Below are 20,516 nucleotides of genomic sequence, written 5' to 3' on the forward strand. Positions count from 1 at the left end.
GCGGCCCGGGGGCGAATGAGGGGTTGCGCGATGGGCGGCCGCCCCCCGACGGCCGCCCACCGCCGCTCCGGCCGGATCGCGGCGGATCCGGCCGGAGGGGTGGGGAGGCGGTGCCTGCGGTCAGGCGGCCTTGCGGAGGGTCCAGGCCTGGGCCGGGCGGCCGTCGACGGGCTGGAGGTCGAGCAGCCAGGCGCCGTAGTACGGGCGGCCGCTCACCGACAGGGCGTACGCACCGCTGCGGTCGGCCACCGTGACGGTGCCGTTGGCGGCGCGCACCCGCCACTGCTGGGAGGCGTCCGAGCCGCAGGTGCGCTGCGCGACCCACATGCCGCGGGAGGGCGCGCCGCCGGGCTGGAGGCACTTGCCGGAGGCGGCGGAGCGGATCCGGACGAGGCCGTTGCCAACGTTGTCGAAGGACCACTGCTGCTGCGCGTACCCGGTGCTCTGCGCGCCCACCAGCACGGTTCCGTCGGCGGTGCGGCCGCCCCAGACCTCGGCCGCGAGGCCGGTGCTGCCGTTGCCCAGCAGGTAGCGGGCACCGGGGTGGGTGGTGGTGTTGTCGCCGGCGCCGGAGGTGCGGAACGAGGCGGCGCGGCCGGGTCCGCTGTCGCGGCCCGCGGAGTCGCGGACGGAGACGGCGACCTTGTACGTCGTACCGGGGCGCAGGTTGTAGATGCGCACGGCGGTCGACTGGGTCCACGTCAGGTGGCGGCCGTCCAGCAGCACCTGGTACCAGGCGGCGCCGGAGACGGCGGGCCAGCTGGCCACCGCCGAGTCGGCGGTGATCTGGCCGACGGTCGCGTCGGGGCCGGTGCCGGGGCGGGGGGTCGGGGTGGGGGTCGGGTGCGGATCGGGGTCCGTACCGTCGCCGCCCTTGCCCTTCATCAGGAACTGGTTGTCCGCGACGTTCCAGTGGGTCGAGAGGTAGCTGCCCGACCGCGGGCTGGTGTTGAAGTAGTCGTCGTGGTTGCAGTCGAGGATGTTCTCGCTGGCCGGGTTGGTGCAGATGTTGCGCATCTGCGGGTAGTACGGGGTGTCCGAGTAGCACATGACGTCGTTCTCGTCCGTGCAGTGGGCGCCCCGGCTGGTGTTGGGCGCGCTGTTGTTGACCGCGCCCAGGTTGTGGCCGAGCTCGTGGGCGGCGGTGTGGCCGCCCCAGCAGCCGGTGTCGCTGCGGCCGTAGGAGGGGCCGAAGTTGCTCAGGTTGTTCTGGCCGGGCCGCTCGTCACCGTTGAAGGTGCCGATGCCGCAGTAGACCTGGGCGTCCGCGAAGATCATGTACTTGCGGTCGCGGCGGTTCAGGCCCTTGCCTGCCAGCGCGTTGTTGGTGGCGCTGAACTCGCTGAGCGCGGAGTCCGGGAGCTCGATGTCGAGCACCGTCGGGGTGCAGTCCGAGGCCGTGACGTAGCGGATGTGCCGGACGCCGCCGGTCTCCTTGGCGCTGTTGCTGTAGATGAGGTCCGCGTCGACGGCCCACTTGCGGAACGAGGCCACGTAGCTGGCGTAGCGGTCGTTGCCGGGACCGTGGACGTAGACGACCTGGACGCGGTTGCCGCTGCTGCCGTCGCCGTCGCACTGGACGGTCTGGCCGGCGGGGCCGGCCGCGGCCGTGCCGCCACTGGCGGCGGTGCCGCCGTAGCCGCCCGCACCGCCGTAGCCGCCGGCGCCCTTGGGCGGGCGCGGCGCGTCCGCGGGGGCCTTCACTGCCGCCTTGGCGTCGGCGGCGGGCGCGTCCTGAGAGCGGCCGCCCGCCGGTGCGGCGGAGGAGGGACCCGCGGCCGGGTCGGACGCCGTCGCACGGGACTTGATGACCGGCGGGGTGTCCTTCTTGATGTCGACGCCCTTGGGCGGCGCGTCCGGGCCGTGGGTGCACAGGCCGCCGCGGGTGCGGTACACGCCCACGCAGCGGTCGCCCTTGGGCGCGGTGGCCAATCCCTCGTAGACCATGCCACGGGCCTTCTGGTCCGCCGGTACGGCGAGCAGCGGCGCGGGCTCCTTGTCGCGCGCCGGCGCGGACGCCGGGGTGAGCGCCCCGGGGACGGCCGCGGGGCCCCCCTCGGCGATCGGCGTGGCCTGCGCCCCCTCGAGGCCACCGGTGTAAAGGAAGCCCGCGGCGATCGCGGCCGCGAGGGCCGTACCGGCTCCGGCGAATATGAGCCGGGGCTTCCTGTGTCGATTCTGACGTTGTTTCAGCTGCCGATGTCTGGACATCTGCACCTCAATCCTGGGTCAGGAGACTGGGTTCGCAGAAGGCTGCCAGACGTTGACGGTGGCGAATTCGGACAAACGGGAGCCGGCCCGGAGAATCCAACCTGTTACCAAGTGGTTCAATTTGATGAACAGTCAATTCTCTTAAAAACAAGGCGAGTTACGCGCGTCAACCAGGTGTGGTCCACACCAATTTAAGGATGTCGTTACCTGATCGAGATACTACGGAAGCGTAGGAAATACCCTGCTGACGGAAATTCAGTAAAGTATTCATCTTTGTGATCACCTCGCGAATTCCCGTCGTCACGAGTGGTGATGGCGCGGCCCCACCCGTGTCCGCACAATGGAGGTCCACGGGTACGGAAGGGAGTCATCGGGTGGCAGCGAGGGAACCGGCGGTGCGGATCGAGCGCGACGGACCGGTGTTCACGGTGGTCCTCGACCGCCCCGAGGTGCGCAACGCCGTCGACGGCCCGACGGCCGCCCAACTGGCCGACGCGTTCCGCGCGTTCGAGGCCGACGACGAGGCCGCGGTGGCCGTCCTGTGGGGCGCGGGCGGCACCTTCTGCGCCGGCGCGGACCTCAAGGCCGTGGGCTCCGAGCGCGGCAACCGGGTGGCCCCCGACGGCGACGGGCCCATGGGACCGACCCGGATGCGGGTGGGCAAGCCCGTCATCGCCGCGGTGGCCGGGCACGCGGTCGCCGGCGGCCTGGAGCTGGCCCTGTGGTGCGACCTCCGCGTGGTCGAGGAGGACGCGGTCTTCGGGGTGTTCTGCCGGCGGTGGGGCGTACCGCTGGTCGACGGCGGGACCGTGCGGCTGCCGCGGCTGATCGGCGAGAGCCGGGCCATGGACCTGATCCTCACCGGGCGCCCCGTACCGGCGGCCGAGGCGTACGCGATCGGTCTCGCCAACCGGCTCGTACCGCCGGGCGGGTCGCGCCGGGCGGCGGAGCGGCTGGCGCACGAGATCGCCGGCTTCCCGCAGCTGTGCCTGCGCCACGACCGGCTCTCGGTACGGGACCAGCACGGGCTGCCCGAGGCCGAGGCGCTGGCGGGCGAGTACCGGCACGGCCTGGTCCCGCTGACGGCCGGTGAGACCAGCAGCGGGGCCGCCCGGTTCGCGGCCGGGGCCGGCCGGCACGGCTCGTTCACCGAGTAGGGGGGCGTATCCGGCCCTTATCCCCGATGGACCACAATTGCGGGATGAGCGTTCACCACCCCCACGCGGAACCCGTCCCGACGCCCGGCCCGGCGGCCGCCCCGCCCGAGCCGACGCCGCTGTTCGCCTGGGCCGCCACCGGGGACGGGCCCGATCCGCTGCCGGTGGTGCACTTCACCACCGACGACCAGGAGGTGGCGCTCACGCCCGAGGGGCTGGCCCTGTGGCCGTACCACGAGGCGATCCGCGAGGGCGGCTGGCACCACTTCGCCGACTTCGACGCCTGGGCGGTACCGGCCGAGACGTGGGGTGCGGCGTACCGCCTGGAGGACGACATGTTCGTGGCCGGCGGCCCCGGGGCGTGTGCGACGTGGTACCAGGGCTCGCTGCGGCCGGACGAGGCGTGGGTGGCCGCCGCCCGGGCCGCGCAGAGCGTCGTGCTGCTGACGGCGCCGATCCAGCACCCGTCGATGTACGGGTACGCGGTCGAGGCCGGCGTGGCCTACGCGCTGCTGGTCCCGCTGATGGTGGTCTGAGCCCCCGCGGCGGCGGGGCCCCACCAGCCGGCGGGGCCCCGGCGGGCCGTCCCTCGCGGAGGGGGTGGCCTACGCCCAGCCGAAGCGGCGGTCGACCTCGCGGGCGAACTCCTCGAAGGTGAGGACCTCGTCCCCGTCCTTGTCGGCCGCGTCGAACAGGGCCGAGGAGGCGTCCGCGTCACCCAGCCCCCAGAACGGCAGGTCCCCGCTGGCGGCCAGGGTCGGCCCCTTGTCGCGCAGCGCGGAGATCACCTCCAGACGGGTGAGGACCCCGTCGTGGTTGAGGTCGAGCGCTTCGAACAGCTTGCGAGCCTTCTGGCTCATGGGATGGTCCCTTCCCGAGCAGCGTCCAGGGGGCCGCCGTGGCCCGGGACCCAGCTTATGAGGGGCCTCCGGGCCCCCCGCAGCGGGGTCGTCAGGGGCAGACCAGGCAGAACTCGTTTCCTTCCGGGTCCCGCAGCGTCCGGTACGCGCCCTGGTCGTCGGAGGTCAGCGGTCCGGCCGCGGTGGCCCCCAGCTCCAGGGCCCGCGCCACGCCGGCCGGTACGTCCGCGACCGCGACGTCGAGGTGCAGCCGGTTCTTGCCCGCCCGGGGCTCCGGTACCGGCTGGAAGGCCAGCCGCGGGAACCCGGGAGCGTCCACGTGCGACCAGCCCCGGGCCCGGTCGTGCGGCTCGCCGCCGAGGAGCGCGGACCAGAAGCGGGACAGGGCGCGGGGATCGGCGGAGTCGATCACGATCTGGGAGAGGCGCACGGGAGCAGAGCGTAGCCGCCGCACCCAAGGGGCCGCCGCCCGGGGCTCCTTGGCCGGCAGCGGGCGGCATGGCCGGGACGAGTACAGGTCACCGTCCGGGCTCCCGACGGGTCCCTGCCGTCCTGTGCTCGTGCACCTGGGGATGAGCCGACCGGCCGTCCCGGCCGCGCCGGCCGGGTCCCGTTCCCAGATCGGGACGGCACAGGTCTGGCCAAGGACCTCCCGCGTGAGCGAGGATCACCGCCGCTCACGCAACCGCCCCCACCCTGGAGGATGTATGGCCCGCCGCACCACCACCCGCGGCCTGCTCGCCGCGGCCACCGCCGGCGTCGCACTGCTCGTACCGGCCGGAACCGTCGTCGCCGCGCCCGCCCCGGCCGGCGCCGCGCTGCCGCAGGCCAGGATCTTCATGGTCAACCCGGTCCAGTCGACCGGGGACGAGAACCTCGCCGACGGCCGCGACTCGGCCACGGCCGTTCCGGAGTCGGCGTACGCCCTGGCCTCGCTGCGCAACCTCGACGCCAGCGGCCGGCTGTCCGGCCGGTGGGCTTCCGTCCGCTCGGAGACCGGCGCCCCCGCCGCGGTCTCGGCGGCCGCCTCGTACAACCGCCACGACGACCAGTTCGAGCAGGTCATGGCCTACTTCTGGGTCAACGAGGCACAGGAGTACCTGCAGGGACTGGGCTTCGGCAGCGAGCTTCCCGGGGCCAACGACCGCCAGCAGCCGGTGCGCATCAACCAGTGGGGTGCGGACAACTCCTTCTTCACGGACAAGAAGGACGAGATCCGCTTCGGCAAGGGCGGCGTGGACGACGCCGAGGACGCCGAGGTGATCGTGCACGAGTACGGCCACGCCGTGCACGAGGCCCAGGTGCCCGGCTTCGGCTCCTCCGCGGAGGCGGGGGCGATCGGCGAGGCCTTCGGCGACTACCTGGCCGTCGCGGTGGGCGAGCACGCCGTGCAGGCGTACGGCTGGCAGCGCCGTGCGGACCTGGCGTGCGTGGCGGACTGGGACTCGGTCCCGTACTCCGCTGCGCCGCACTGCCTGCGCCGGGTGGACGGGAACAAGACGTACGCGGACCTGGAGGGCGAGGTGCACGCGGACGGGGAGATCTGGTCGCGGGCGCTGTTCGACATCCGCAAGGCGCTGGGTGCGCGGACCGCCGACCGGATCATCGTCAACGCGCAGTTCGGCTTCGCGCCCGACACGAGCTTCCGGGACGCTGCCCTGAAGACGATCGCGACCGCCCGCTCCATGTACGGCGCCGCCGCGGCCGACGCGGTGCGCGCCGCCTTCGCCGCCCGGCAGATCCCCGGCGTCGCGTAACCCCCCTGTCGCTCCCTCCGCAGCTCCTCCCCCTGCGGAGGGAGCGTTCTCCCCCGTCGCCGGCCGGGCCGCGCGGCGGGGGAGCCGCGTACGGCGGGAGCCGCGTACGGCGGGAGCCACCTACGCCCGGAGCCACGTACCCCCGAGCCGCGTCTCCTAGGACCTGGAGGCGTCGCCCTGACGCGGTGGCAGGGTCTCCCCCGCGTGCCGCTCCAGCGGGGTGACGGCCGCCGAGTTGGTGACGCTGAAGGTGACGCTGCCGGCCCGGTAGCGGTCGTCGGTCCACTCGATGGGGCGGCCGGTCCGGGTGCTGGAGATGTGCCGCTGGCGCAGCAGCGGGCCACCGCGCCGGATCTGCAGCAGCCGGGCGTCCTCGGCACCGGCCGCGAGGGCGTCGATCAGGTGCTCCCCGTAGTGCGCGACGACGCCCGCCTGCTCGGCGAGGCTGTCCATGACCGAGACGCAGTCGTCCGGCAGGGCCTCGACGGCGGCCGCGACCCAGTCGGCGTACGCGGTGCGCTCGACCATGGCCGGTTCTCCGTCGAGGTGGCGCAGCCGCACCACGTAGAGGACCTCGGTGCCCGGGTCCAGGGCGAGCCGGGCCGCCTCGTCGGCCGTCGCCGGGCGCCGCGTGCGGCTCACGAACGTGCTCGTCACCCGGTGTCCGACGCCCTGCGCCCACTGGGCGAAGCTGTTGAGCTCGGCGAAGCTGTGGCGGCGCTCCTGGCGGAGCACGATGCGGCGCGCCCCCTGCCGGGATCCGACGAGGCCTTCCGAGGCGAGCAGGGCCACGGCCTGCCGGACGGTGCCGCGCGAGGCGGACCACCGGGACGCCAGGTCGCTCTCGGACGGCAACTGGGCACCGACCGGGTACGCGCCGGACAGGATGGCCCGGCGCAGGGCCTCCGCTATCTCCTCGTACCGGCTCACCGTTTCTCCTGTGCCTCGGGCGGGTGCTCCTGACGGACCTCGCAAATGATCAACATCCGGGTTCACCTTACGCGCCCCGGACCCGCCGGCGCAGCGGCACTCCACACCCAACCACCGCCTGTCACGGCCCCTTTCGGCCATCCCTGCCTCTTCTTCGAGCCGTGCTCCACATGACATGCGCCGTTCACCATCCGGTCAGCGAGCCCGGGCGAACTGGGGTCGACTTGTTCAGACAAGTTCGCGAGTACGTGCCAGGAGGGCCACGCACGCCCCCCCACCGCACGGCCGCGCACCCTCATCCCGGGCAGCCCGAGAACGCTGCCCTCGTCTCCGGGAGAGACCGTGTTCCGTCCCACCGCCCGCCGCGTCGCGGCCGCCGGCCTGCTCGGCGCCGCCGTCCTGACCTCCCTCACCGCCTGCGGTGCCGCCCCCGACGACGCCGCCGGCAAGAACGGCAAGGTCCAGGCGGGCTCCGCCACCTCCGCCGCGGACTTCGGCGGCCTGGACGCCCTGGCCAAGGCCGCGCAGGCGGAGGGCGAGCTCAACGTCATCGCCCTCCCCGCCGACTGGGCGAACTACGGCGAGCTCATCAAGGCCTTCGAGGCCACGTACAAGGTCAAGGTCAAGAGCGAGAACCCGGACGCCTCCAGCGCCGACGAGATCGCGGCCGTCAAGTCCCGCAAGGGCCAGGAGCGCGCCCCCGACGTCCTCGACCTGGGCATCGCCTTCGCCCGCAGCGGCGCGACGGAGAACCTCTTCGCCCCGTACAAGGTCGCCGCGTGGGACAAGATCCCGGCCGCCCAGAAGGACGCCCAGGCGCGCTGGTACAACGACTACGGCGGCTACGTCTCCATCGGCTGCGACGCCAAGCGCATCAAGACCTGCCCCGCCACCTTCGCCGACCTGCTCAAGCCGGAGTACAAGGGCAAGGTCGCCCTCAACGGCAACCCGACCAAGTCCGGCTCCGCCTTCGGCGGCGTGTACGCGGCCGCCCTCGCCAACAAGGGCTCCTTCGCCGACATCCAGCCCGGCATCGACTACTTCGCCCAGCTGAAGAAGTCCGGCAACTTCATCCCGGTCGAGTCCACCCCGGCCACGGTCGAGAAGGGCGAGACGCCCATCAGCATCGACTGGGACTACCTGAACGCCGGCTACGCCGACCAGTTCAGGTCCAAGGGCGTCGACTGGAAGGTCTCGGTCCCGACCGACGGCGTGTACGCCCAGTTCTACTCGCAGGCCGTCAACAAGGAGGCCCCGCACCCCGCGGCAGCCCGCCTGTGGATGGAGTTCCTCTACAGCGCCGAGGGCCAGAACCTGTGGCTCAAGGGCTACGCCCGCCCGGTCCTGCTCCCGGTCATGACCGCGGACAAGACCGCCGACCAGGGCTTCGTCGCCAAGCTCCCGGCCGTCCAGGGCAGCCCGTCCTTCCCGGCCTCCGAGGAGCTCGACAAGGCCAAGGCCACGCTCGCCGAGAAGTGGGACAAGGCCGTCTCCTGATGACCACCGCTCCCACCCCTCACCCGGGGCCCGCCGGCGGCGTCCGCCGCCGGCGGCGCGGCGGCCGCACCTGGCCTGCCGTCCTCCCCCTGCTCGTCTTCACCGCGGTCTGCTTCGGCGTCCCGCTCGGCGCGATCGCGTACGGCGCCTTCACCGGCACCGACCCCGCGACCGGCGCCACCCACGCCACCACCGAGCACCTGCGCCGCTCGCTCCAGGGCCCCTACCTCGACTCCCTGGTCGGCAGCGTCAAGCTGTCGGCGCTGACCGCCCTCGTCGCCGCGGTCCTCGGGGTCCTGATCGCCCAGGCCGTGGTCACCTCGCGCTCGCGCACGCTGCGCGAGGCGACCCTCACCGCCTCCGGTGTGCTGGCCAACTTCGGCGGCGTACCGCTGGCCTTCGCGTTCATCGCGACCGCCGGCATCTCCGGCGTGGTCACGCAGCTCGCCGACCTCGAGTCGCTGGGCTGGAGCCTGTACTCCTTCACCGGCCTGACCGTGGTCTACCTGTACTTCCTGGTCCCGCTGATGGTGCTGGTCACCGTCCCCGCACTGGACGGGCTGCGCCCGCAGTGGCGGGAGGCCGCGAGCAACAACGGCGCCAGCGCCCCGCAGTTCTGGTGGCACGTCGGCCTGCCGGTGCTCACGCCGTCCCTGCTCGGCGGGTTCGTGCTGCTCTTCGGCACCGCCTTCGCCGCGCACGCCACCGCCGCGGCCCTGGTCGGCGGCTCGGTCCCGCTGGTCACGCTCAAGATCGCGGACGCGCTCTCCGGCAACGTGCTCACGGGCCAGGAGAACGTCGCCCTCGCGCTCGGCCTCGACATGATCCTGATCGCCGGCCTGGTCATGGCGGTCTACCTGCCCCTTCAGCGACGGAGCGCCCGATGGCTGCGATAGTGACCACCGCCGAGCGTCCCGGCGCGCGCACCCGAGTCCGGGCGGCCCGGCGACGGCCCCGCGTGTGGCGCGGACTCGTCCTGGCCCTCGCGGGCGCGTACTTCCTGCTGCCGCTCGTCGCCTCCTTCGTCTTCACCGTCCACGTGCCCGGGCAGGGCGTGTCCTTCGAGGCGTACACCGAGCTGCTCTCCGCCGACGGCTTCGCCCGGAGCCTGCTGCTCTCGCTGGGCCTGGCGGCCGCCACCATCGCGCTCTCGCTGCTGCTGACCGCGCCCGCGCTCATCGCCGTACGGATCGGGGCGCCCCGGCTGCGCCCGGTGGTCGAGGCGGTCTGCCTGCTGCCCCTGGTGGTGCCGCCGATCGCACTGGTCACCGGTATCACCACGGTGCTGCGCTGGGGCCCCGAGCAGCTGTCGCGGACCCCGCTCTACCAGACGTTCATCGCGATCCAGAACGAGGACTTCCCCGTCGTCCTGGTCCTCGCCTACACCGTCCTCGCGCTGCCGTTCGTGCACCGCTCGCTGGACGCCGGGCTGCGCGCCGTCGACGTGCCGACCCTGGTCGAGGCGGCCCGCGGCTGCGGGGCGAGCTGGCCGTACGTCGTACGGCGCGTGCTGCTGCCCAACCTGCGCACCTCGCTCACCGGGGCGGCCTTCCTCACCCTCGCGCTGGTCCTCGGCGAGTTCACCATCGCCTCGCTGCTCGGCTTCCGGCCGTTCGCCGTGTGGATCGTGTCCGTCTCGGGCGCCCAGGCCCGGATGTCGGTGGCCGTGTCGATCCTCAGCCTCCTGATCACGTGGGCGCTGCTGCTCCTGCTCTCGCGGGCCGGATCGGCCCCGCGCACCACCGCAGCCGGCTCCTCCCCCGCCTCCCCCAAGGAGACCCAGTCCTGATGTCCAGCACCCTTTCCGCGGACCGTACGCAGGCCCGCGAGCCGGAGGCCCGGGCCGCGGAGACCCCCGGTGCCCGCGTCGAGTTCCGCGGCCTGCGCCGGTCCTTCGGCGCCACCACCGCCCTCGACGGCCTCGACCTGACCGTGGAGCCCGGCGAGCTGATCGCCCTGCTGGGGCCCTCGGGCTGCGGCAAGACCACCGCGCTGCGCGTGCTGGCGGGCTTCGAGCACCCCGACTCGGGCGAGGTACTGGTCGACGGCGAGGACATCACGGGCGTACCGGCCAACCGCCGCGACGCGGGCATGGTGTTCCAGTCGTACAGCCTCTTCCCGCACCTCAACGCCCGCGAGAACGTGGCCTTCGGGCTGCGCGTGCGCAAGGTGCCGGCCGCCCGGCGGCGCGAGCGCGCCCAGGAGCTGCTGGAGCTCGTGGGCCTGCCCACCCACGGGGACCGCTACCCGCACCAGATGTCGGGCGGCCAGCAGCAGCGGGTGGCGCTGGCCCGCGCGCTGGCGCTGCGGCCGCGGGTGCTGCTGCTGGACGAGCCGCTGTCCGCGCTGGACGCCAAGGTCCGCGCGAACCTGCGCGAGGAGATCCGCCGCCTGCAGCTGTCCCTGGGCATCACGACCATCTTCGTGACCCACGACCAGGAGGAGGCCCTGTCCATGGCGGACCGGGTGGCCGTCCTCAACGCCGGCCGGCTGGAGCAGTGCGCGGCGCCCGCCGAACTGTACGAGCGGCCCGCGACGCCCTTCGTGGCCGAGTTCATCGGCGCCATGAACGGGCTGCCGGGGCGGCTGGCCGGGGACGGCGGGGCGCTGGTGGACGTGGCGGGCTCGCGCCTGCCGGTGGACGGCGAGGTGCCCGCCGTCCGGGACGTGGAGGTCCTGGTCCGGCCGGAGAACGTCACCGCGACCGCCGACCCGGAGGGTACGGCCACGGTCGTCTCCACCTCGTTCTTCGGCCCGGTCACCCGTGTGCACCTGGAACTCCCCGGCGTGGCCGCGCCGGTGAAGGCCGACCTGCCCTCGCGCGAGGCCGGCGGACTCACGCCGGGGACGCGGGCGCGGGTGACGCTCGCGGACCGGCCGGTGCTCGTGGTCGCGGCCACTGCCTCGGCCACGACCGCGGCCGCGGCCGCCTCGGCCTCGACCACCGCCTCGACGTCGACCACTGCCTCGGCCACCGCCTCGGCCACCGCCTCGGCCACCGCCTCGGCCTCGACCGCCCGGACGGGGGCGGCCCGGGTGTCCGACGCCCAGGAGGAAGCGGAGGACGGCGCGTGAGCGAGCTGGCCGCCGTCCTGTTCGACATGGACGGCACCCTGGTCGACACCGAGGTCCTGTGGTGGCAGACCACCGAGGAGGTCGCCGCCGGACTCGGCCACCGGCTCACCCGGGCCGACGCGGGCGAGGTGGTGGGCCGGGCCGTCGAGGACACCGCCGCCCACCTCGTCCGGGTCGCCGGGCGCGGGGACGTGGACGGGGTCGGGGCCGACCTGACCGCCGGGTTCTTCGCCCGTGTGGAGGCAGGGGCACCGATGCGCCCCGGCGCCCAGCGGCTGCTGTCGGCGCTGGAGCGGGACGGGCTCCCGTTCGCGCTGGTGAGCGCCTCGCCGCGGGTGGTGGTCGACAGCGTCGTGGGGGGCACGCTGGCGCACGTGCCCTTCGCCTTCACGCTGGCGGCCGAGGACACGCCGCGTACGAAGCCGCATCCCGACCCGTACCGGGCGGCGGCCGGACGGCTGGGCGTGCCGGTGGCGGCGTGCGTGGCCGTGGAGGACTCCCCCGACGGGGCGGCCTCGGCGGAGGCGGCCGGCTGCGGAGTGCTGGTCGTACCCTCGCTGCTGGAGGTGCCGGACGGCCCGGCCCGTACCTTCCGGTCGAGTCTGACGGACGTCGACGTGGCGTCGCTGCGGGCCTGCCTGCCGGCCCCCCGCACCGGTCCGGACGCCCGGGGGGACGACGGCTCCGCCCGGCGCCCGCACCACCCCTGACACCCGGGGGCCTCGACCACGGCCCCGCCGACGCCGCCGTCGTCCGGTGGTGGCGGCCGTTCGTCCCCCCGTACGAGGGCCGTCCCCGCACCCGTCGGCGGTGACGGCCCCGGCGGTCGTCCCGGCTACGCCCCTCTCAGAGCCGGACCGGGCCGCCCGTACGGTCCGGGGGGCGCTCCTCACCGCCGTCCCGCCGCGGGTGGAATTCGGCGATGATCTCGCAGCCGAGCGCGTACGCCGGCACGCCCGCGGTGATGAGCGCGGTCTCGGCGACGCCGACGAGGTCGGCGATTCCGGCGCCGGCGTGGAGTGCTCCCTGGGCGTGGATCCGCGCCGGGTGTTCCCTGCCGAGGGCCAACAACTGTCCGAAGTGGACGAGTTGCTGCACGCGCGCGCCCAGCGGGTTGTCGGTGAGCACGATGTGGCGCAGCGCCGCGATCGCCTCCTCGGTCGGCAGTCGGCCGAACTCCTGGGCCAGGCGCAGCCGTTCCTGCACCCCGCCGGGAACGGCGCCGAGCGTGGCGCGGTAGCGGTCGCGCACGGCCTCGGCACGGGAGGAAGGGGTGCCGTCCGTCATGACGCGACCCGCGCGATCGCCGCGCGGACGGCCTCCTGGGCGCCCGGCGGGAAGTCCACGGCCCCGCCGATCGCCGCGGCGGCGATCTCGGCCTCGGCGCTCTCCTCGATCGCCACCACGAGGTGGGCGGTGGCCGCCGCGTCCGGGCCGAACACCAGGAGGCCGTGGTTGGCCAGCAGGACCGCGGCCGTCGTGGGACGCCGTTCCAGCACGTCGGCGATGCCCCGCACCGACACGTCCGATCCGCGGGGGCCCCAGGGGACCACGGGGACGTCCTCGGCCTGTCCGAAGCGCAGCATCGGCTCGGTCCGGCAGGGCAGCGGCCGGTGGGCCACGGCGAAGGCGGTCGCGGCGGGCGAGTGGGTGTGGATGATCGCGCCCACGTGCGGGCGGGCCGCGTACACCGCGCTGTGCATGGCGATGATCTCGGCGCTGACGGACTGCAGCTCGCCTTCGAGGACCTGCCCGTCGAACCCGACGGTCGCCAGCTGTTCGGGCCGCAGGCCGCGGACGAACCCCGGCGTCAGCAGAAGGCGCTCGCCGTCGAGCCTGGCGCTCAGGTTGGCGTGCCCGGAGTGCGACATCACGCCGGCCGCGAAGAGCCCCTCCGCGGCCGCCACCAACTGCTCGGCCCGCTCTTTCCGTACGTACGCATCGTTCATGGCGGTCCCTCCAAGTGTGCTGTCAGCGACCGCTCGTCGGCCGCTGACCACGTGCCGCCCACTCTTCAACTTGAACTAAGGTTCAAGTCAAATGCCATGACCCACGAGGAGCAGGAGGAGCTGACCGTGCGCATGACGATCGGCCGACTCGCCGACATCACGGGCGTGCCCGCTTCGGCCATCCGGTACTGGGAACGCCACCGTCTGCTGCCCACCCCCGCCCGCGAGAGCGGGCAGCGGCGCTATCCGCCGGAGGCGGCCGAACGGATCACGGTGCTCCGCACGTGCCAGCAGGCCGGGCTGACCCTGGCCGAGATCGGGGAGTTCCAGCGGGAGCAGCCGCACCGGGAGGCGATGATCCGCGCCAAGCTGGCCGAGATCGAGCAGCGCAGGGTCGACCTCGACCACGCGCACGAGCTCCTGACCCACGCCTTGAAGTGCAGCGAGGAAGACATCGTCAGGTGCCCGAAGTTCCGGGAGCAGATGGCGGCGTGGCAGGCGCCGGACACGACGCCGCGACCCGGATGAGCGGCCGCGCGGGGCGCGTCCCGCGCACCCGCCCCGCCGTCCGCGCCACGCCCCTCCAGCGGTCGGACGCCCCCGCGACCGGGATCCTCCCGCCGAAAGTCCTCCAACTTTCTGAAAGTTGCTGCAAGAAATTGCAGACGTCGATAGGCTGCCGCCGTCTCCCGTCCACCCGTGAAAGGACCCCACCCCCATGCAGGGACGCAACGGCAGGCGCGTCGGGGCCGCCCTGGCGACGCTGGCGGCCACCCTCCTCCCGTGGGCCCCGCCGGCCTCCGCGACGGAAGCGCCGACGGGTTCACCGGTCCGGTTCCGTGTCACGGCCACCACCGACTGGGGCGACCAGGTCCTCGCGGTGGGCAACGTCCCGGCCCTGGGTTCCTGGGACCCCGCCCACGGGACGCCCCTCGACGCGCAGGGCTACCCCACCTGGTCCGGCGAGACCGTCGTCGGCTCCGGCTCCGGCTCCGGCTCCGGCTCCGGCTCCGGCTCCGACGTCGAATACAAGTACGTGGTGAGGAAGTCCGACGGCACGATCACCTGGGAGGCCGGACCGAACCGCCTCATGCGCCCCCGGAGCGGTTCGCCCGTCACCACACAGGACACCTTCCGGGTCACCCCGCGCACACCCGCCTCCGGCATCGCGCCGACGTGCGTCGGCTGGTCCAGCACGTGGCGCTACACCTCCGTCTTCGACGGCTGCGGCGACACGTACGGCCTCCAGGTCCTCTACCAGGACGGCAGCAGGTCGAGCTGCCGGGAGCTCACGGCCGGGGCGACCGCGACCTTCCCGGGCTACGGGCCGTACGAGAACCACCCCGTGGCCGTCAACCACTGCTGACGGGCCCTCGGCTCCGCGCCGGAGCCGGTCGGCCGCTTTCGGCCGGACCGCTCACGACCCTGACGCGTTCCGGGTGCCCAGGGGCGTTCCCGGCGGTCCGGAGGGCAGACTGGTGGGGCCGACGGGGACCGGGTGGACAGGAGTGCGGCCATGGCTGTGCCGATCATCATCGACTGCGATCCGGGGCACGACGACGCCCTGGCCATCATGCTGGGGGCCGGGGACCCGGCGGTGGACCTGCTGGCCGTCACCACGGTGGCGGGCAACCAGACGCTCGAGAAGACCACCCTGAACGCCCGCCGGGTCTGCACCTTCGCCGGGATCCGGAACGTTCCGATCGCGGCGGGCTGCGACCGACCGCTGGTCGAGCCGCTGCGGGTGGCCGGCGACGTGCACGGCGAGTCCGGGCTGGACGGACCGGACTTCGGCACGCCGGAGGTGGACGTCGTCCCCGAGCACGCCGTCGAGCTCATGTACCGGATCCTGACGGAGCACCCGGAGCCGGTGACGCTCGTGCCGACGGCCCCGCTCACCAACATCGCCCTGCTGCTCACCCGCTACCCCGACGTCGTCCCGCGGATCCGGGAGATCGTGCTCATGGGCGGCTCGACGGAGCGCGGGAACACCACGCCGGCCGCCGAGTTCAACGTGTGCGTGGACCCGGAGGCCGCCGACATCGTGTTCCGCAGCGGGGTGCCGCTGACCATGTGCGGGCTGAACGTCACCCACCAGGCGCTGGCCACGCCCGACGTGGTGGCCCGCTTCACCGGCCTCGGCACCCCGCTCGGCCGGACCTGCGCCGAGCTGATGACCTTCTTCGGGGGCACCTACCGGCGGCTGTTCGGGTTCCACGCCCCGCCGCTGCACGATCCGGTGGCGGTGGCCCGGGTCATCGACCCGCGGATCGTGCACTGCACCGAGGCCCACGTGGCCGTCGAGCTCCACGGCCGCCACACCCGGGGCGCGACGGTGGTGGACCTGCACGGCACCCTCGGCCGGCCCGCCAACGCGCGCGTTGCCCTCACCCTGGACCAGGACCTGTTCTGGGACCGGCTGGTCGCGGCCGTCGAGAGGCTGGGCCGCGACCGGTCCTAGGTTCCGTCCCCCTACGGAGGGGCGCCGGGGCCCCGGCCGGGCGCGACACACGCCGCCCCGACCGTCAGGCCCCACACTCTAACGCCGCACAACTCCACAGGGCCGAGTCCCCGGCCGTCACCACGGATCCGGCGGCGGTCGGGGCCGGTTCAGGGCCGGCGCCCCCGGTGACCAGCAGCGCGAGGAGCACGGTGGCCGCCTCGCTCTGGAGGGTGCGGGCGGCCTGCTGGAGCCGCCGCGGGTCCGTGCCGGGCAGCGACAGGGCGAGGCACTCGGCGTCCGGACCGGTGGTGATCGGCACCGCCGCGCACACCGTGCCCAGTGCGTACTCCTGGAGGTCCAGCAGTGCCTCGCCGGGGCCGCGGGCGTCGAGCTGGTGGAAGAGCACCTGCTCGCTGGTGATGGTGTGGGCCGTGAGCCGGGCGATCTTGTGCCGGGCCAGGTGGTCCATGCGGCTGTCGTAGTCCAGCTGCGTCAGCAGGGCCTTCCCGACGGCCGAGGCGTGCGCGGCCGCGCGGAAGTCCACCCACTCCTCCACCACGGGGGCCGCGGGCCCGTCGGCGTACTGCGTGATGGCGATCTCCCCGTCGGTGTAGCGGCTGACGTACACCGCGGCACCGACCGCGTCCCTGACCCAGGCGAGGGTCTCCTGGAGCCGGCCGACCCCGTTCTCGCCGGCGGCGCCGGCCAGCCGCAGCGCGGTGCCGGCGACGTACGCGTCGGGGCCGATGGGCGTGGCCAGGTTGGTCCGGACGAGCCGGCGCAGCACCTGGGCGAGCATGAGCGGCGGGAGCTGGGTCTGCCGGGCGATCTGGACCAGGCTGACGCCGCCGGAGTACCGGTTGATCACCTCGAGGACGCGCAGCGCGCGGTGCACGGTGGTGAGGGCGGTCGGCGCGCACCTGTGCTCGGCCGTCCGCTCGGCGCCCTGGGTGAGCCGGGGGGCCCGCAGCGGCGCCGCCGACCAGGCGCTGGCGTCCCGGGTGAGCCGCCGCGGGTCGAGCCGGGCGCAGCGGGCCAGGGCGACGGCCAACTGCGGGCCGGGCAGCACGATCTCGCCCAGATCCGGGTCCTCCTCGGCGGCCAGGGCGGCCACGGCGCGGTACAGCGGGCCGGGCAGCCGGTGCCGGTCGCGGATCTGCTGGGAGGGGGCCGGGGCGGGCTGCCGGGGCAGGAAGGTGAGGTCCTGGGTGGTGATGGGGGGCGAGCTCCAGATGACCGAGGCGCCCAGTGCCTCCTCCAGGCGGTCCGGGACGGCGGGCGGGTCGGGCAGGCCGGGGTCCGCCTCCAGGGTCGCGGCCTGGTCGCGCCAGTGCCGGGCGGTGCTGACCTCGGCCCGCGAGAGGTGCAGCAGGTACAGGCACCGGGCGGCGGTGCGGGAGCCCGCCCCGGCGGCGTACTGGAACCAGAACTGCGCGCCCTCGAGCTTCCCCGAGAGGTGCAGCAGGCTGCCGAAGAGGAGGGCGGACGCCTGGCTGTGCGGCCAGGCGTCGGCGTCGAGGGCGACTTCGGTGAACTCCTCGCTGTCGACGACGTGCCAGGTCAGGGCGTCGAGGGCGCGGGCGGCCCGGACGTGGCAGGCGGCGTCGAGCACCAGGGCGTCGGCGACGGCGGGACAGGGCTCGGCCGTGCGCCGGCGGCCCCGACCGGACCGCTTGGCGGCGGCTCGGGCGCGGGCCGCGGCGGCGCGGTTGCGGTCGGCGACGACACGGCGGGCGATCCGGCGCCGGGCGGCGTCCTCGTCGTACCCCGCGTACTCCTCGGCGAGGACCTCGGCGTCGCGCAGGGCGACGGTCACTTCCCACAGCACGGTCGTCAGGTCCAGGTCCCGGGTCGTGTCGCTCACTGGTCCTTCTCCTCTCCGGCGGCCCAGTCGAGCCCGAATTTCCTGGACAGGGCACGGCGAGCGCCACGGATCTTGGAGCGGACCGCGGCGGTGCTGATGCCCATCATCTGCGCGACCCTGTCCTCGCTGTACCCGCCGAGGAAGGCGAGGAGGGCGATGTCGTAGTCGCGCTCCGGGAGTTCGGCGATGGCCGCGTAGAGGGCGAGTCTCGCTCCGTGGCGCTCGAAGGGTTGTTTGCCGGAACGCCTGAGGGCCGCGTACCAGGCGGTCTCCACCATGGCCGGGGATCTGCGCAGCAGGACCAGTCTGCGTTCCACGTGCTCGCGGAGCACCGACCAGGCGAAGCCGTGCAGACTCGACTCCCGCAGGGCCTGGGGCCAGACCTTGAGGAGGAAGGTGAAGACGTCGTCCACCACGTCGTCGGCGTCCTCGCGGTTGCCGAGCTGGAGGTGGGCGTAGCACAGGTAGGCGCGGTGGTGCTGGGAGTGGAACGCCGTGTACTCCACAGGCAGGACTCCCACCAGTTCGTTGGAGACCGTCTGGTCCCCGGAAGGGTCGAACTCACCTTCGCTCATGCGTTCCCCCACGGCTGACCGCTGGCGCCGCCGGCCGACGCGACGACTTCCTGACTAACGAACGACTGGCGCGGGGTTACGGCTATGGGCACGAAGGCGTACTCGACAAGATCCACGATGACGCGAATCCTTCCCGTGGCACATGGTGCGATGGCCGGGCCTGCCTGCCCCCAGGTACGGCAGCCGGAGAGTGGAACTGCTCTCACGCACTAGCCAACAGGAAACCGGCCTCTTGGTGAGGGCCGTCCTTCACAATTCTTCGGAAGCTGGCGCACCGGCGCGCGTACGCGCCCCCTTCCGCCCGCGCGCGCTCCTCCCCCGGTGTCGTCAGAGGTCGCGGTCGCCGGGGGCGACCAGGCCGGTCTCGTACGCGAGTACGACGGCCTGGGCGCGGTCGCGCAGGGACAGCTTCGCGAAGATCCGGGCGACGTGGGTCTTCACGGTGGCCTCGCTGAGCGTCAGGTAGGCGGCCAGTTCGGTGTTGGACAGCCCCCGGCCGAGGAGGGCGAGGACCTCCCGCTCGCGGGGGGTGAGGCGGGCGAGGTCGCGGTGGTCGGCCGGGGCCGGGACGGGGGCGCCGGCGGCGAAGCGCTCCACCAGGCGCCGGGTGATGGAGGGCGCGAGCAGGGCGTCGCCGGTGCCGACCAGGCGGACCGCGGCGGCGAGGTGGTCCGAGGTCACGTCCTTGAGCAGGAAGCCGCTGGCGCCGGCGGCGAGGGCCGCGTAGACGTACTGGTCGAGGTCGAAGGTGGTCAGCATGACGACCCGGCAGGAGGGGTCCTCGGCGAGGATGCGGCGGGCCGCCTCCAGGCCGTCCATGCCGGGCATGCGGATGTCGAGCAGGACGACGTCGGGGCGCAGCCGGCGGACCTCCTCGACCGCGGCGGCCCCGTCGGCGGCCTCGCCGACGACGTCGATGCCGCGGGCGGTGAGGATCAGCCGGAACCCGGTGCGGACGAGCTCCTGGTCGTCGGCGATGACCACGCGCGGCCCCGGCCCGGCCGCCACCGCGGAGCCGGAGCCCGGTGCGTGAGGGGCCGTCATGGGCCGTCCAGGGGTATGCGGGCGCGGACGCGGAAGCCGCCGCCGAGCCGGCGCCGGGCGTCGAGCTCGCCGCCGTAGACGGCCACCCGCTCCCGCAGACCGAGCAGGCCCCGCCCCGTCCCGGTGGGGCAGGCGCCAGTGCCGTCCCTGTCGCCCGGGCGTACGCCCGAGGACGTGCCCGGGACGGGGGCCGCGGCCGGGACGGAGCCCGCCACCGCCGCGGCGCCGGCGCCCGCCGCGGAGCGGGCGCCCGCCGTCCCCGCCACGGCGGCCACCACGGACGGCCCGGCCACCGGCTCCGTGAGGACGCTGGGCCCCGTGTTGAGGACCTCGACCCGGAGCCAGCGCTCCGCGTAACGGACCGTCACCTCGGCCTTCACCCCGTCTCCGTGCTTGAGCGCGTTCGTCAGCGCCTCCTGGACGATCCGGTACGCCGTCGCGTCGATGCCCTCCGGGAGCGGCCGCGGCTCGCCGGACATGCGGACCTCCACCGGCAGCCCGGCGAAGGCGAACCGGTCGACGAGCCGGCTGAGCCGGGCCAGGCTCGGCTGCGGCTCGGCCACCAGGTCCCGCCCGCCCTCCACCACACCGTCGGTGCCGTCCTGGGCGGGCGCGAGCAGGCCCAGCAGGTGGCGCAGTTCGGTCATCGCGCTCCGTCCGGCCGTCTCCACCGCCAGCATCGCGGCCGCGGCCTGGTCCGGCAGGGTGGTGAGAACCTCGCGCGCGGCGCCGGCCTGCACCACCATCAGGCTCACGTTGTGGCTGACGATGTCGTGGAGTTCGGCGGCTATCCGGGCGCGCTCGGCGTCCACCGCGGCCGCCGCCGCGCTCTCCCGCTCGCGCTCCAACCGCCAGCCGCGCTCCTCCACGGCCACCCGGTACAGCCGTCGGGCCCGCACCAGCGCGGTGCCGAACGCTCCGGCCGCGACGCACGCCAGCACCAGCGCGACGACCAGCAGGCCCGTCATGACGCCACCCCCTCCGGTGCTCCCCCGTCGTCCGACCCGAAGCGGCCGGACGCCCCGCCACCAGCCTCTCAGGCCGGACCAAGATCCGCATCCCTCCCCGGATGCAGGTGCGTACATCCCCGGTATGACGACCCCCGAGGGTTACATCGCCGGGCCGACGCACCGGCTCCGCACGGCACTTTAGGT

20 protein-coding genes and 1 pseudogene are annotated in these 20,516 nt (G+C 74.0%); 11 read left to right on the forward strand and 10 right to left on the reverse strand.

The features are described 5' to 3' along the window. Window positions 1-120: 120 nt before the first annotated feature. Window positions 121-2,211: an RICIN domain-containing protein gene (locus tag IF43_RS0109955; RefSeq protein ID WP_234332060.1), complete on the reverse strand. Its 2,091-nt coding sequence runs from the start codon at window positions 2,209-2,211 to the stop codon at window positions 121-123. Window positions 2,212-2,585: 374 nt separating this feature from the next. Between IF43_RS0109955 and IF43_RS0109960 the strand changes: the two genes are divergently transcribed. Both IF43_RS0109960 and IF43_RS0109965 read left to right on the forward strand, forming a co-directional pair. Further along, window positions 2,586-3,368, forward strand: a complete 783-nt coding sequence (locus IF43_RS0109960) for a crotonase/enoyl-CoA hydratase family protein (RefSeq protein ID WP_030196990.1) — start codon at window positions 2,586-2,588, stop codon at window positions 3,366-3,368. Between the two features lie 44 nt (window positions 3,369-3,412). Beyond that, window positions 3,413-3,904: a hypothetical protein gene (locus tag IF43_RS0109965; RefSeq protein ID WP_030196991.1), complete on the forward strand. Its 492-nt coding sequence runs from the start codon at window positions 3,413-3,415 to the stop codon at window positions 3,902-3,904. Window positions 3,905-3,973: 69 nt separating this feature from the next. On the opposite strand, the gene IF43_RS0109970 is transcribed toward IF43_RS0109965, so the two are convergent. Continuing rightward, window positions 3,974-4,228, reverse strand: a complete 255-nt coding sequence (locus tag IF43_RS0109970) for an EF-hand domain-containing protein (RefSeq protein ID WP_030196992.1) — start codon at window positions 4,226-4,228, stop codon at window positions 3,974-3,976. Window positions 4,229-4,319: 91 nt separating this feature from the next. Beyond that, window positions 4,320-4,658, reverse strand: coding sequence for a VOC family protein (locus tag IF43_RS0109975; RefSeq protein ID WP_030196994.1), 339 nt, complete (start codon window positions 4,656-4,658; stop codon window positions 4,320-4,322). Window positions 4,659-4,935: 277 nt separating this feature from the next. On the opposite strand from IF43_RS0109975, the gene IF43_RS0109980 reads away from it, so the two are divergent. Further along, window positions 4,936-5,985, forward strand: coding sequence for a M4 family metallopeptidase (locus IF43_RS0109980; protein ID WP_030196996.1), 1,050 nt, complete (start codon window positions 4,936-4,938; stop codon window positions 5,983-5,985). A gap of 156 nt (window positions 5,986-6,141) precedes the next feature. On the opposite strand, the gene IF43_RS0109985 is transcribed toward IF43_RS0109980, so the two are convergent. Beyond that, on the reverse strand, window positions 6,142-6,915 hold the full coding sequence (locus IF43_RS0109985; protein ID WP_030196999.1) for a GntR family transcriptional regulator: 774 nt from the start codon (window positions 6,913-6,915) through the stop codon (window positions 6,142-6,144). 381 nt (window positions 6,916-7,296) lie between these two features. On the opposite strand from IF43_RS0109985, the gene IF43_RS0109990 reads away from it, so the two are divergent. Genes IF43_RS0109990 through IF43_RS0110010 form a run of 5 tightly spaced genes read left to right on the forward strand, consistent with a single transcriptional unit; the run spans window position 7,297 to window position 12,197 of the window. After that, complete coding sequence (locus IF43_RS0109990; protein WP_199922709.1) at window positions 7,297-8,412, forward strand: ABC transporter substrate-binding protein; 1,116 nt, start codon at window positions 7,297-7,299, stop codon at window positions 8,410-8,412. Then, on the forward strand, window positions 8,412-9,308 hold the full coding sequence (locus IF43_RS0109995; RefSeq protein ID WP_030197004.1) for an ABC transporter permease subunit: 897 nt from the start codon (window positions 8,412-8,414) through the stop codon (window positions 9,306-9,308). The genes IF43_RS0109990 and IF43_RS0109995 overlap by 1 nt, the downstream gene beginning before the upstream one ends. Beyond that, entirely contained in the window at window positions 9,296-10,201 is a 906-nt protein-coding gene (locus IF43_RS0110000; protein WP_030197006.1) for an ABC transporter permease, read from the forward strand. Before IF43_RS0109995 ends, IF43_RS0110000 begins: the two co-directional genes overlap by 13 nt. Continuing rightward, on the forward strand, window positions 10,201-11,487 hold the full coding sequence (locus IF43_RS0110005; protein ID WP_078910035.1) for an ABC transporter ATP-binding protein: 1,287 nt from the start codon (window positions 10,201-10,203) through the stop codon (window positions 11,485-11,487). Before IF43_RS0110000 ends, IF43_RS0110005 begins: the two co-directional genes overlap by 1 nt. Next, window positions 11,484-12,197 carry an HAD family phosphatase gene (locus tag IF43_RS0110010; protein ID WP_267884746.1) on the forward strand — a complete coding sequence of 238 codons (714 nt, stop codon included), beginning with the start codon at window positions 11,484-11,486 and terminating at the stop codon, window positions 12,195-12,197. Before IF43_RS0110005 ends, IF43_RS0110010 begins: the two co-directional genes overlap by 4 nt. Before the next feature lie 136 nt (window positions 12,198-12,333). Here the strand turns inward: IF43_RS0110010 and IF43_RS0110015 are convergent, their stop codons facing one another. Both IF43_RS0110015 and IF43_RS0110020 read right to left on the reverse strand, forming a co-directional pair. Continuing rightward, window positions 12,334-12,774 carry a carboxymuconolactone decarboxylase family protein gene (locus IF43_RS0110015; RefSeq protein WP_078910036.1) on the reverse strand — a complete coding sequence of 147 codons (441 nt, stop codon included), beginning with the start codon at window positions 12,772-12,774 and terminating at the stop codon, window positions 12,334-12,336. Further along, on the reverse strand, window positions 12,771-13,436 hold the full coding sequence (locus tag IF43_RS0110020) for a class II aldolase/adducin family protein (protein WP_030197014.1): 666 nt from the start codon (window positions 13,434-13,436) through the stop codon (window positions 12,771-12,773). The genes IF43_RS0110015 and IF43_RS0110020 overlap by 4 nt, the downstream gene beginning before the upstream one ends. Window positions 13,437-13,532: 96 nt before the next feature. Here IF43_RS0110020 and IF43_RS0110025 point away from each other — a divergent pair, with 96 nt between their 5' ends. The 3 genes from IF43_RS0110025 to IF43_RS0110035 all read left to right on the forward strand — a co-directional run bounded on the left by IF43_RS0110025 (window position 13,533) and on the right by IF43_RS0110035 (window position 15,897). After that, window positions 13,533-13,964, forward strand: coding sequence for a MerR family transcriptional regulator (locus IF43_RS0110025; protein ID WP_051795022.1), 432 nt, complete (start codon window positions 13,533-13,535; stop codon window positions 13,962-13,964). Between the two features lie 190 nt (window positions 13,965-14,154). After that, window positions 14,155-14,802: a carbohydrate-binding module family 20 domain-containing protein gene (locus tag IF43_RS0110030; RefSeq protein WP_030197019.1), complete on the forward strand. Its 648-nt coding sequence runs from the start codon at window positions 14,155-14,157 to the stop codon at window positions 14,800-14,802. A gap of 150 nt (window positions 14,803-14,952) precedes the next feature. Further along, the gene (locus IF43_RS0110035) at window positions 14,953-15,897 is read left to right on the forward strand and encodes a nucleoside hydrolase (protein WP_030197021.1); all 945 of its coding nucleotides are present in this window, start codon (window positions 14,953-14,955) and stop codon (window positions 15,895-15,897) included. Between the two features lie 169 nt (window positions 15,898-16,066). On the opposite strand, the pseudogene IF43_RS36310 reads toward IF43_RS0110035, so the two are convergent. The 4 genes and pseudogenes from IF43_RS36310 to IF43_RS0110055 form a co-directional block, all read right to left on the reverse strand. Continuing rightward, window positions 16,067-16,849, reverse strand: a pseudogene (locus IF43_RS36310) (IclR family transcriptional regulator C-terminal domain-containing protein); the annotation flags it as partial. Between the two features lie 890 nt (window positions 16,850-17,739). Next, window positions 17,740-18,318 (reverse strand): RNA polymerase sigma factor, encoded by a 579-nt coding sequence (locus IF43_RS0110045; RefSeq protein WP_234332061.1) that lies wholly within the window; start codon window positions 18,316-18,318, stop codon window positions 17,740-17,742. 327 nt (window positions 18,319-18,645) lie between these two features. Further along, complete coding sequence (locus IF43_RS0110050; protein WP_051795023.1) at window positions 18,646-19,362, reverse strand: response regulator transcription factor; 717 nt, start codon at window positions 19,360-19,362, stop codon at window positions 18,646-18,648. Further along, entirely contained in the window at window positions 19,359-20,330 is a 972-nt protein-coding gene (locus IF43_RS0110055) for a sensor histidine kinase (RefSeq protein ID WP_030197033.1), read from the reverse strand. The genes IF43_RS0110050 and IF43_RS0110055 overlap by 4 nt, the downstream gene beginning before the upstream one ends. Window positions 20,331-20,516: the final 186 nt, after the last annotated feature.

Origin of the sequence: Streptomyces sp. NRRL S-87 (genome assembly GCF_000719335.1) — a bacterium.
GTDB lineage: Bacteria > Actinomycetota > Actinomycetes > Streptomycetales > Streptomycetaceae > Streptomyces.